The 12,087-nt window shown below is 49.4% G+C and carries 12 protein-coding genes; 1 reads left to right on the top strand and 11 read right to left on the bottom strand.

What is annotated here, in order from left to right:
• Positions 1 to 12: 12 nt before the first annotated feature.
• From mltG to AC50YG_RS28560, 8 genes are all read right to left on the bottom strand, one after another.
• Complete coding sequence (gene mltG / locus AC50YG_RS28595) at positions 13 to 1,110, bottom strand: endolytic transglycosylase MltG (RefSeq protein WP_494831942.1); 1,098 nt, start codon at positions 1,108 to 1,110, stop codon at positions 13 to 15.
• 89 nt (positions 1,111 to 1,199) lie between these two features.
• Complete coding sequence (locus AC50YG_RS28590; RefSeq protein WP_341281816.1) at positions 1,200 to 1,514, bottom strand: DUF1292 domain-containing protein; 315 nt, start codon at positions 1,512 to 1,514, stop codon at positions 1,200 to 1,202.
• Positions 1,514 to 1,810: a DUF1292 domain-containing protein gene (locus tag AC50YG_RS28585; protein ID WP_338555341.1), complete on the bottom strand. Its 297-nt coding sequence runs from the start codon at positions 1,808 to 1,810 to the stop codon at positions 1,514 to 1,516. The genes AC50YG_RS28590 and AC50YG_RS28585 overlap by 1 nt, the downstream gene beginning before the upstream one ends.
• A 54-nt stretch (positions 1,811 to 1,864) precedes the next feature.
• Positions 1,865 to 2,281, bottom strand: a complete 417-nt coding sequence (gene ruvX / locus AC50YG_RS28580) for a Holliday junction resolvase RuvX (RefSeq protein ID WP_341281815.1) — start codon at positions 2,279 to 2,281, stop codon at positions 1,865 to 1,867.
• A gap of 21 nt (positions 2,282 to 2,302) precedes the next feature.
• Complete coding sequence (locus AC50YG_RS28575) at positions 2,303 to 2,566, bottom strand: IreB family regulatory phosphoprotein (protein WP_056040153.1); 264 nt, start codon at positions 2,564 to 2,566, stop codon at positions 2,303 to 2,305.
• Positions 2,567 to 2,625: 59 nt separating this feature from the next.
• Positions 2,626 to 5,259 (bottom strand): alanine--tRNA ligase, encoded by a 2,634-nt coding sequence (alaS, locus tag AC50YG_RS28570; protein ID WP_494831939.1) that lies wholly within the window; start codon positions 5,257 to 5,259, stop codon positions 2,626 to 2,628.
• 496 nt (positions 5,260 to 5,755) lie between these two features.
• A complete protein-coding gene (locus AC50YG_RS28565; RefSeq protein ID WP_473761644.1) occupies positions 5,756 to 6,826 on the bottom strand; it encodes an AI-2E family transporter in 1,071 nt (356 codons plus the stop codon).
• 198 nt (positions 6,827 to 7,024) lie between these two features.
• The gene (locus AC50YG_RS28560; RefSeq protein WP_494831937.1) at positions 7,025 to 9,004 is read right to left on the bottom strand and encodes a methyl-accepting chemotaxis protein; all 1,980 of its coding nucleotides are present in this window, start codon (positions 9,002 to 9,004) and stop codon (positions 7,025 to 7,027) included.
• A 329-nt stretch (positions 9,005 to 9,333) separates the two neighbouring features.
• On the opposite strand from AC50YG_RS28560, the gene AC50YG_RS28555 reads away from it, so the two are divergent.
• Positions 9,334 to 10,692 (top strand): Nramp family divalent metal transporter, encoded by a 1,359-nt coding sequence (locus AC50YG_RS28555; RefSeq protein ID WP_341281812.1) that lies wholly within the window; start codon positions 9,334 to 9,336, stop codon positions 10,690 to 10,692.
• Positions 10,693 to 10,719: 27 nt separating this feature from the next.
• Here the strand turns inward: AC50YG_RS28555 and AC50YG_RS28550 are convergent, their stop codons facing one another.
• The 3 genes from AC50YG_RS28550 to AC50YG_RS28540 all read right to left on the bottom strand — a co-directional run bounded on the left by AC50YG_RS28550 (position 10,720) and on the right by AC50YG_RS28540 (position 12,078).
• A complete protein-coding gene (locus AC50YG_RS28550) occupies positions 10,720 to 11,235 on the bottom strand; it encodes a HEAT repeat domain-containing protein (protein ID WP_473761653.1) in 516 nt (171 codons plus the stop codon).
• A gap of 96 nt (positions 11,236 to 11,331) precedes the next feature.
• Positions 11,332 to 11,529: a YrzR-like zinc ribbon domain gene (locus AC50YG_RS28545; protein ID WP_046234401.1), complete on the bottom strand. Its 198-nt coding sequence runs from the start codon at positions 11,527 to 11,529 to the stop codon at positions 11,332 to 11,334.
• 3 nt (positions 11,530 to 11,532) lie between these two features.
• On the bottom strand, positions 11,533 to 12,078 hold the full coding sequence (locus tag AC50YG_RS28540) for a PRC-barrel domain-containing protein (protein WP_494831934.1): 546 nt from the start codon (positions 12,076 to 12,078) through the stop codon (positions 11,533 to 11,535).
• Positions 12,079 to 12,087: the final 9 nt, after the last annotated feature.

Below are 12,087 nucleotides of genomic sequence, written 5' to 3'. Positions count from 1 at the left end.
TCCTTACACTCCTTACTTAGACTGCGCAGTCTTGTTGCTGTTAGCAATATTATTGTTATGCTCGCTAAAGGTTTTAGCAAACAGATGCTGTCCCGTTCCATCTTTCTTGGTTACATAGAAAAAATATTCCGTTTCCTGCGGATAAAGTGCCGCTTTGATCGAGCTAAGGCTTGGGGCTGCAATCGGTCCCGGCGGGAGCCCATCTACCAAATAGGTGTTATAAGGGCTGTCTACCTTGAGATCCTTATTATATAAACGTTCCTTTGGCTTATCGAGTGCATATTGCACCGTTGCATCTATTTGAAGCTTCATCGGCTTGTTCAAGCGATTATATATAACGCTCGCAACGATCGGACGCTCCTCGTCAACGACCACCTCGCGCTCGACCAGGGATGCAATCGTAAGCAGCTGATGAATCGTCAGCTTGCGTTTTTCCAGCTGAATCGTCCAATCATTGGGAAGCTGGGCAAGCTTGACATCAAGTTCAGAAATCATACGGTTCAATATTTCCTGCTCGGTACTGCCCTTCTTCATTTCATAGGTTTCAGGAAACAAATACCCTTCCAGCCGGTGATGCAGCTTGGCATCAGCGGAAATCTCATTGACCGCATCCGCATTGCTCCACGTTTGCTGCTTATCGGCAAGCTCCAAAAATTTTTCCTTGTCGATCAGCTTCTCTTCCGCCAGCTTATCGGCAATTTGCAGTACCGTAAGCCCCTCTGGAATCGTAAACCGGATCGTCTCCTGCTTGACGGTGCTGCCGCTGTTCAGCATAGCAATGACATCTGCCTTATCCATGCCGGGATTCATCGAATACGTGCCCGCTTGGAATTTGCCGCCTTCTTTTTCCAGCTTCAAATAATATTTAAAGATCAGGGCATTTTTAATAATCCCTTCCTCTTGAAGCACATCGGAAATTTGGCTCGCTGAGGCGCTGTTTGGAATGACAATCTGCTTGGCCTCTGCCGTCTTGGTTGGCTCTAATTGAAGCCACAAATAAATAAATGCGCCGCCCACCACTGTAGTGATGACGCCTAAAATGCTTAAAAATACGTAAAAAGCGATACGAACCTTGCTAGGCTTAGATGACTGCCTCTTTGCGTTGTCCAACCTGCTTTCCTCCTAATTCCCCAATACGTCGAGAAAAAGAGCGGTGTGCACCGCTCTTTTTCTCGATGTATACGTATAATAAAGCTTGCTTAAGGTCGCTCATCGCCAGCAAATAACAAATCGTCATAAGCTTCGGACGCCAGTTCCCATTCTTCATCATCCTCAATCGTTTCCAGCTCCGGCTCTTCGCCAAGCTCGCCAATGACGCGGAAAAGCTCCACTTCATCCTCGCCCTTCATCGCTTCCGACTGGAGCGCCGCATAGACGTAGGAACCGAGTCTAAACTCAGCCTTAATGACGAATGTTTCCATAACGCCGCCGCCCGCAAGCAGCTCGATTTGAGGACCGAAGGCTTCCCGCAGCCGCTCAAGCGGCTGCGGGATTAGTACCTCGCCTTGATCCATTAATTTTCTTCCTCCAATTCGCCGAGCAGCGTATTAAACGTCTCCTCCACGATGTTCCATTCTTCTTCGTCTTCAATCGTGTACAGCTGGAGATCATCGCCATCTTCCTCGTAGCGGAAGGCGTAAACCTCATCTTCCTCTTCGCTCTCGCCAACGAGCGGAACGACCATCATATATTTCTGATCAGAGCCATCCACTTCAAACTTCATGATGACTTCGAATTCTTCTTCATTGCCGTCTTCATCCGGAATATAAATAATTTCCGGCTCTTCGAACTGCATATCATCCTTTGTCATCTTAACCCTCACCTTTTCGTTTTGTAATTTGCGCCAAAATAGCTTTCGCTCCTGTTAACGCAAGCCCTTAGAATCGAGATAATTTTGTAAAATGAGCGTTGCCGCCATTTTGTCCACTACCAGCTTTCGCTTCTTACGGCTGACATCCGCTTCTATGAGAGTACGCTCTGCGGCTACAGTAGTCAACCGTTCGTCCCAAAGGTGAACAGGCAAGTGTAGTTTCTGTCGAAGCTGCTCTGCGAATTCAATACTAATTTCGCCTCGCGGACCGATGGTGTTATTCATGTTTTTCGGCAGTCCCAAGACGATTTCACTAACCTCATACTGCTGCGCAATTTCTGCGAGCCGATCCAATTCGCCATTGTCCCGGCGCTTCTTCACGACCTCAAGCCCTTGCGCAGTCCAGCCAAAAGGATCGCTTACCGCAACACCAATGTTGCGATCGCCGTAATCGAGTCCCATTGTTCTCATTGCTTGTCCGGCTCCTGACTATTATGTTTTCTTATTGTTCAAATAAAACCGGACAAGCTCTTCAATGAGTTCATCGCGTTCCTTCTTGCGAATCAGGCTCCTGGCGTTGTTGTGCCGCGGAATATACGCGGGATCACCGGAGAGCAAATAGCCTACAATCTGATTGATCGGATTGTACTCTTTCTCCAGAAGTGCCTCATGCACAGACAGCAAAATGTCCTGTGAGGAGGTTTCCAAACTTTCCGGCAACACATCAAACTTCATCGTTTTGTCCATGGAACTCATCGCCAGCACCTCGCTTTCCAACTACATTTCAATGAGATTACTATCGATACACATTCCTATCATATCACATTTGCTTGGGCGAGAACCAGTTCTTCCGCAAGTTTCAGTGCTTCTTCCAATTTGGAAGCGTCCTTGCCGCCAGCCTGCGCCATATCAGGACGGCCACCGCCGCTTCCGCCGCACACAGCTGCTGCTTCTTTAATAATTTTGCCAGCGTGAAGACCCTTCTTCACCAAATCGGCCGATACCGACGCTACAAGGCTGACTTTATCCTCTTGAACAGCGCCAAGAATAATAACCGCAGAAGGCAGCTTAAGCTTCAGCTCATCAGAAATGCCGCGCAGCGCGTCTATGGATGGTGCATTTACTTGAGCGCTAAGCACCGTAATTTCGCCGATCTGCTTCGCCTGCTGCTCAAGCGAGCCTGCTTCGATCCGGCTCAGCTTCGCTTGCAGCGATTCATTCTCGCGGCCAAGCTCCTTCACCTGTGCATGCAGCGCATCAATACGCTTAGGCACATCTCCATTGCTCGATTTCAGCAATGCTGCTGCTTGCCCCAGCAAATCAAGCTGGCTTTCAGTGTAGCTGTAAGCATGGCGGCCTGTAACGGCTTCAATCCGGCGCACGCCGGAGCCAATTCCGCTTTCGCTGATCAGCTTGAACACGCCGATTTGCGAAGTGCTGGCTACGTGGCAGCCGCCGCAAAGCTCAAGGCTGTAGTCGCCGACTTGCACGACGCGGACGACATCGCCATATTTTTCTCCGAATAAGGCCATTGCGCCCATTTCCTTCGCTTCTGCAAGCGACTTGTTCGTAATGGTCACATCGGTGCTGTTCCAAATTTGCTCATTGACACGGCGCTCGATTTCTACAAGCTCCTCATCGGTAATGCTGCCAAAGTGGGAGAAGTCAAAACGCAAACGCTCCGCCTCAACAAGGGAACCGGCCTGATTAACATGTGTGCCCAGTACTTCCTTGAGCGCTTTGTGCAGCAAATGGGTTGCGGTGTGGTTTTTAATGACATCCTCACGAACCGCTTTCGCAACAGCCGCCTGTACTTTCTCGCCCGTCTTCACGGTGCCTGATACAACGAGCGCATGATGCACGCTTTGGCCATGCGGCGCTTTCGTCACATCTTTCACCTGCAAGGAGAAGCCTTGGCCCGAAATGATGCCGCGGTCGCCAATTTGTCCGCCGCTCTCCGCATAGAACGGAGTACGGTCAAGCAGCACAAACACTTCGCTGCCTTCGCTTGCGCTGTCAATCAGCGCATCCTCTTGCACAATCGCCGTAATGGCCGATTCAATTACCAATTCATTATAGCCAACAAATTCGCTTTTAACCGTGAATTCGCCTAGTGCGCCACCTTGAATCTTCATGCCGCCCGTATCCTGGCGAGCTGCCCGCGCGCGCTCGCGCTGAGCTTCCATTGCTGCGTCAAAGCCTGCACGGTCAACGGTCAAGCCGTTTTCCACTGCAAAGTCCTCCGTCAGGTCAAACGGGAAGCCATACGTGTCATACAGGCGGAATGCATCCTCGCCGCCGATTTCCTTGCCGCCTGCTGCGCGAGCGGAATCTACCAGCGTCGTGAGCAAAGCCAGGCCGTCGGATAGCGTCTCGTGGAAACGCTCTTCCTCTGTACGAATAACCTTCTCAATAAATTCGCGCTTGGACACAACCTCATCATAGTATACGCCCATCACTTCGCCGACAGTAGCGGTCAGCTCATGCAGGAATGGACGGTCGATGCCGATCGATTTTCCGTAACGAACCGCTCTGCGGAGCAAACGGCGAATAATGTAGCCGCGTCCTTCATTAGAAGGCATAACGCCGTCGCCGACAGCGAAAGCAACCGTACGAATGTGGTCAGCGATAACTTTCAGCGCCACATCGTGCTCAGCGTTCACATGATATTTCACGCCAGCAAGCTCACACGTACGCTCGATAATTGGCATGAACAGGTCCGTATCAAAGTTCGAATCTACATCCTGCAAAATCGAAGCGAAACGCTCCAGACCTGCGCCTGTATCGATGTTTTTGTTAGGAAGCGGCGTATAGCTGCCGTCTTTATTATGGTTGAATTGCGAGAATACGAGGTTCCATACTTCCAGAAAACGCTCGTTTTCGCCGCCCGGCCAGCATTCCGGATCATTCAAATCGCCGTATTTGTCGCCGCGGTCATAGAAAATTTCCGTACATGGCCCGCAAGGACCTTCGCCGATATCCCAGAAGTTTTCATCCAGCTTGTAGATGCGCTCCTCTGGCAGGCCGATTTTTTTATTCCAGAACTCGTATGCTTCCTCATCCTCCGGGTAAACGGTAACCGATAGGCGCTCTGGATCGAAGCCGATCCACTCCTTGCCCGTTAGAAACTCCCAAGCCCACGTAATCGCTTCTTCCTTGAAATAATCGCCGATGGAGAAATTGCCGAGCATTTCAAAAAAAGTATGGTGGCGGCGCGTTTTGCCGACATTTTCGATATCGTTGGTGCGAATGCACTTCTGCGAATTCGTAATCCGTGGATTTTCCGGAATGACGCGTCCGTCAAAATAAGCTTTCAGCGGCGCCATGCCTGCGTTAATCCATAGCAGCGATGGATCGTTGTGCGGCACGAGCGATGCGCTCGGCTCGATTGTATGTCCTTTGCTTTCAAAAAAAGCAAGCCATTTTGCCCGAATTTCACTAGCCTTCATAGTTGATACGCCTCCAATAGGTTTCATTATTTACGCCTGCATTTTGCAGCTAAACCTGCTTTAAAACATCAAAAAGTCCCTGTCAGTTATGACAGGGACGAAAACTCGCGGTACCACCCTGGTTATCGCCAGCTTCAGCCTTGCGCTATTTCTAGCGGCACAGCCTTACGCAGCAATCTCCTCGTATGGACAATAACGGGTCCTCCCGGTGAAGTTCATTCACACTCCGAAAGCAGCTTTCAGCCATCCTTCGCCATAAAAGCTCTTGCAGCCAACGCCGGATAACGGCGAAGAAGCTTCCTCTCTGTTTGACGGTCTATAGCTTACTTCTTTTTCATCAACGATTTCCATTTAAAATATAAGAATTTATAAGTTTTGCACTTATAAATGGGCTTATATTTCATCGCGAAACGGAGGCTTTGCCTCCAAAGGACGGCGAAAGCCGTTTACGCTTGAGTTGTACTAAAAATGAGTATATCGGCAGCAAGGCCCGCTGTCAAATAATCTTTCTCCGCACATAATAGGCAAACATATGCTGGACGATGACCTTCAGCGCCGCGAAAATCGGAACGGCGAGAATCATCCCCGCGACGCCCGCTACCTCTCCTCCAACCAGCAGGGCAAAAATAATCGCCAGTGGATGCATATGCAGCGTCCTCCCCACCACCTGCGGAGAAATGATATTGCCCTCTAAAATTTGGCATAGCGTATTGATTACCGCGACGAGAATCATCATTTTGACCGATATGGTCGAGGCCATCAGAATTGCTGGAATCGCCCCCAGAAACGGGCCCAAGTAGGGAATAATGTTCGTAATCGCTACAATGCCGGCAAGCAGCAGCGCATATTCCATTCCGATAATCGTGTAGCCGATATAGGCAAGCACACCGACGATCAGACAGACGAGAAACTGCCCGCGTATGTAGCTGCCGAGCGCCGAGTCAATATCCTTCATCAGCCGGACGGTGTTTTGACGATGCGACTTGGGCACGTACGTAATGATCGTCCGCTCGAACACCTCAAAATCCTTCAAAATGTAAAATGCCAGAAACGGCACAATAAAGGCAATAAACACCGTATTCAGCACCGAACCGATATTGTTGATAAAATGGATCAGCGTTTCCGACAGCTTCCGCTCCATATGAAGCAGCGACTGGTTCATCCCATCGCGCAGGCTGTCCGGCAGAAACGATGTATTGTTGATATCCGTCACCAAATTTTGCGCCTTCATCGTCAGGTCTGGCACCCGCTCGTTGAGCTCCTGCACCTGCATGGCAAGCATTGGAATGACATTGACGAGCAAGACGGTCAGAGCTGTGAAAAATACCGTATAAATGAGCAGCACCGCCATCGTACGCGGAACTTTACGTTCATGCAGCATCGTCACTACCGGGTTCAGCACGTAGGAAATAATCATGGCAACGATAAATGGCGCAAGAATCGCCTTGAGGAAAAAATAAATATTCATAAACATTGGTTTGACCAATATAAGCAAATACAGCGCCAGCAAACCTAGAATAATGTATACCAGCCATACAAACAAACGGCTTTTTGTGAACCGCTCCACTTTCCCTCACCCCCGCTCGCTTACCAAGGTGAAACGGCTGTCGCCGTCCTTTGACGGCGGCTGCGCGTTTCAGTCCGAGAAATATAAGTCCATTTATAAGTGTGAAGCTTATAAATTCTTATATTTCAAAAGAGGCCCCTAGGCCAATCTGCTACAGTATATGTACAAGCGGGGAAAATCATCCATGCTGCTGGCCAGTTATTGTTTACGAGTGTTAAAACGGCTAATTTCCTTCAGCAGCTGATCCGCATGATCGGACAATTCTCTGGCCGCATCGGAAATATTTTCAATCGATAGCGACTGCTCCATTGTGGAGGATGCCGCTTCTTCCGTCGAAGCCGCACTTTCCTCTGCAACTGCCGCAAGCCCCGTAATCACATCAGAGACCTGTGCAGCACCCGATTTCAGCTCCGTAATGCCTGAGGTCACCGAATTAATTTTTAGAATAATTTCATCTACAGATTCCCGAATGCGGTCAAAAGAAGCCGCTGTCTCCTCCATAGAATCCAGCTGGGCTGCACTGTTCCGGCGGAACTGCTCAAGCTCAGCTGCACTTTGCTCACCCGCTGCATGCAACTCACTCAGCAGTTGATCGATTCCGCTCACCGATTGCGAGGACTGCTCGGCGAGCTTGCGGACCTCAGTGGCAACTACAGCAAAACCTTTGCCATTCTCGCCAGCGCGGGCCGCCTCAATAGCTGCATTGAGCGCCAGCAAATTCGTTTGTGCGGCAATGGCCTGAATGCTACCGGTAATTTTAGAAATTTCACCGATTTTACTCAGCAGCAGCTCATTGGACTCTTCCACCCGCTCGGTAGATTCCTTCCCAGCCTCCGAAAGATCCGTCTGACGGGCAATGGCGCCTTTGCCGCTTTCCATCGCTTGATTAACATCCAAAATCGTTACCGATGCTTGGCGGGTCTCATCCGCGATTTGGTCAATGACCGTATTAATTTCGGATACCATCTCGGCACCCGATTGCACAGATTGTGCCTGATCACCAGCTCCCTTGGCAATTTCCTCAATGACGGTCGATATTTGCCCAGCAATTTCATTGCTGCCCGAAGCATCCTTGTACATCGTCTTGGAGGATGTTTGTACGAGCTGCGCAGATTGATCAACCTGCTGAATAAGCTGATTGAGGGAAGCGCTCATTGCATTAAACGAAGAACCCAGCTGGGCAATTTCGTCCTTGCCCTTAACAGGCACCTGCACCGTAAGATCGCCGGCGGCCAGCAGCTGTGCACTCTTTTTCATATTAAGCAATGGCTTCAGCGCTTTAAGGGATATCAAATAGGCGACAGCAGCCAGCAGTAAGGTGAACACGACGATAAAGCTTATATAAAGCTGCTTGGAGCTCGTAAGCTCAGCAAAGGCCGCTGATTTGGAAATGGAGGTCGCTACTAACCAATTGGTGTTTGGAACCTTTTCAAAATACAACAGCTGCTTGTCATTGTTATACATGTATTCTGCCCGGCCGGAAGGCTCACCGAGCATTTGCTCTACCACATTTTTATAGTCATTTTGCTCCGCAAGCTGCGTGTTCAGCAGGCTTTGATCAGGGTGGGAAAGAACGACGCCCGTCCGGTCCAGCAAAAAGGTAAAGCCGTCTTCCGTTTTAATCGAGCTGATTTTTTCCTTAATGGAATCGAGAGAAATATTTTCTGAAATGGCGCCTTGGAAAGCTCCATTCTGGTCATGCAGCGGCACGCCGATAAAAATAGCCTGTACTCCCGCCTTCGTAATATACGCATCGCTATAAGTGAGCTTGCCTGATTCCTTAATCGCTAAATACCACGGACGCTGGCGAGCATCAAACGTAGCATCCGGAATAAAGCCCGCGCCATCCATATAGGTGCCGTCTTCCAGACCAAAATAGATCGTATCGATATCCTCTTTATTATCAGGCAGTTGAAAGGCCATCAAATGGTCCATGCCGATTTCGTTCAGCGGTACGGTATCCTCAATCACTTTGCCTACGGTCTCGATTACTTTGGCCTGTTTTTGCGCCCAGCCATCTACTTCAGCAACCGCTTTTTGGACGGAGCTTTGAATTTCTCCATTTACCGAACTCGTTGCCTGCTTTTCAATTACATACAGTGCAAAATAACTGAGCGGAGTTGCGAGCAAAATACAAATAGCCGTTACAAACACAATAATTTTCACTTTAAGCGTCATTCCTACGCCTCTTTTCTCATTTTGTATAGCCCTTAAAAATTCAATTAAACATGAAGGGACTATAAATATATCGACAATTTCCCCAGTACCTTTATAGCTGAGAATTGGAAAATCAAAATAACTGTTGAATGCTTGCTCGGACTTGTATTTGCAGGAAAAACAAGCACTTTCATTTCCAAAATACCCGATTTTCTTTAATGAAATTACCAGCAATGAACAAGGGATACTCAAATCCATTGACAAAAATGTTTCCCAGGAGCAATATTGTTTCATAGCACAAACAAATGCAACAGCCAACACATCTGAGCGTAAACGAAAGAAGGGTTTTTATGAGCACACAGTCCGATCAACTGGATAAAAAATCAGGCTGGCTCCGCGCGAGTGGAAATGTCAGCCTTGAAGAAGTGAACTCCTCTATTCATATACCGAAAAATGCAAGCGGCTTTCGAAAATTTCTCGCCTTCGCTGGCCCCGGCATGCTGGTCGCCGTCGGCTATATTGATCCCGGCAACTGGGCAACATCCATTGCGGGCGGCGCAAGGTTCGGCTATACGCTGCTGGCCGTTATTCTGATCGCCAATTTAATTGCGATTTTGCTGCAAAATCTGTCGGCAAGGCTCGGCATCGTTACCGGCCGCGACCTTGCCCAAGCAACCCGCGACTCCGTCGGCATGAAAGGCGCTGTCATCCTCTGGCTGCTGGCCGAGCTTGCCATTATTGCAACCGATCTTGCCGAGGTTATCGGCTCCGCCATTGCCCTAAATTTGCTGTTTGGCCTCCCCTTAATAGGCGGTATTCTTATTACGACGCTAGATGTATTTTTGCTGCTGCTGCTGCAGAAGAAAGGCTTTCGGCTTATTGAATCCCTTATTATTGTGCTGATGGCTACGATATTCGGGGTATTTGTATTCGAGGTCATTATTTCGCGGCCGGATATATCAGCGGTGCTTTCCGGCTATGTTCCGAAGTTTGAAATCGTGAGCAGCCCCGCCATGCTGTTCGTATCACTTGGCATCCTTGGGGCAACGGTTATGCCGCATAATCTGTATTTGCATTCCTCCATCATTCAGACGAGAAAATATGAGCGGACGGAGGAGGGACGGCGGGAAGCGATTAAGTATTCCCAATGGGATTCCGGCGTTTCGCTGACCATCGCTTTTCTGATTAATTCAAGCATCTTGATTCTGGGAGCTGCGGCCTTTTATGGAACGGGCCTGAATGTAACGGAAATCGAAGGCGCCTATCAGCTGCTTAGCCCAACGCTTGGCGTCAGCATTGCCAGCACCTTATTCGCTGTTGCCTTGCTCGCTTCTGGCCAAAGCTCGACGATTACGGGGACTTTAACGGGGCAAATCGTTATGGAGGGTTTTATTAAATTTTCGATCCCGCCTTGGCTGCGCCGTATTGTGACACGATTGCTTGCTGTCATTCCAGCGCTCATCGTCACCTGGCTGTTCGGCACGCGCGGAACGGGCGAGCTGCTGCTGTGGAGCCAAGTCGTCCTGAGCTTGCAGCTTCCATTCGCCATTATTCCGCTTGTGCTGTTCACAAGCAGCCAAGCCAAAATGGGTGTGTTCGCCAACAAGCCTTGGGTCAAAGTGCTTGCCTGGCTATGCGTAGGGGTTATTACAGCGCTAAACCTGTTCCTTGTGCTGTATTTGTTCGCCACTGGGCATGAGCTAGGGTAATGAGCCGCTATGCCCAGCAGCTTTAAATTATTCAGACTCCACTTGATTAGCCGCTATCCAGTCTAGCGCTTCCTTTGCTGCGGAAGCCTCTACCGGGGTATCCGGCTTTTTTTGTACCTGCTTCAGTCTTTCGATTACGGAGTCCTCCACTAATGCCGGGTTAATAATCGATATCGCCCAGGCTGCCCAGAAGCTCGGCTTCTCCTGATTTTGCTCGGCAGTCCAGATCTGCTGGAGCGGTTTAACACTTTCACTGCCTATTCTAACCAAGGTCAATGCGGCGGCCATACGCAGCTTCTCATTGTCTGCATCAAGCAGCGCCGCAACCTGTTCAGCCGCAGCTCCAGACAGCGGGCCCAGCTCGCCGAGCACAATAACCAGCATCGTCCGCACAGGATCTTTTGCAGCCCGCAGCTGCACAAGCAACTCGGGTACGATTTTTCCGCCTTCGTTTTTCAGCGCCTGGATCGCTGCAAGCGCATCTAGCGGATTTTCGCTTGCAAGCTTCGCTATTTGGGCCTGCACCTCATTTAATTCGGCCACTTTAACCCCTCCTCGCCCTTCTATATCATTAAAAAAGAGAACAGCCACATGACTGTTCCCTTCTAATTGTATGTCAGTATGTAACCATGCATAACACTAGGTTGCATGGATTTGTGGCATTTCATCTTCAAAAAACAGATCATCAAGTGAACTAAGCGTCCCATCTTCCTCCACTTGGTACACGGACATCTTCTCTCCGTTGACAGTCAGTTCAATGAAGCAGCCCCAGCAATAAAATTGATGGGAACCTATTTTTCCTATATCTTTCGAATTGCAGTTGGGACATCTCATCATCTTTCATTTCTCCCTATTTTTCGAATTGGAAGCTGCGACAGGCTCCAATTCTGCTTCACTGACAGCAGGAACGATAATCGCGTCTTCCCCGAGCAGCACGGCATCTGAATCTTCAGGAGCTCTGAGCCACTTGCGCCCTTCCATTAGATCCGATATAAAACCGTCCGTAAGCTCAAAGCCTACTATTGGTGTACCCATAAATGGATGAAAATAAACGTCCGATACTTGTCCAAGCATCACGCCGTGTACCGTCACCATAGGCATACCCTTGAGCTGGACTTTACTGGTGCAAAAGGTTCTGCCCAGCTGCTCAAGCTTTGTTTTCTGCACAGCTGCTTCGTCGGAAATAATTATCGCGTCTACGCCGCATGTCAGCACCGCATTCCAGTCCACCGTCTTGACGACATTAGCAAACCAGCCGTTGCTTTCGAGCACGAGTCCTGTAACATTCCAGTGGGAGTCGAAAATCGCATCCTTGATCGTGCCTTCGCGCTTGCCGGAATGAATAACCAGCACGGGCAGACCGATCAATTGCTGTAGTTTAATCACGGCCGGGAA

This window comes from Paenibacillus sp. J31R34 (genome assembly GCF_059383715.1).
This window is presented reverse-complemented; position numbering and strand designations above follow the sequence as displayed.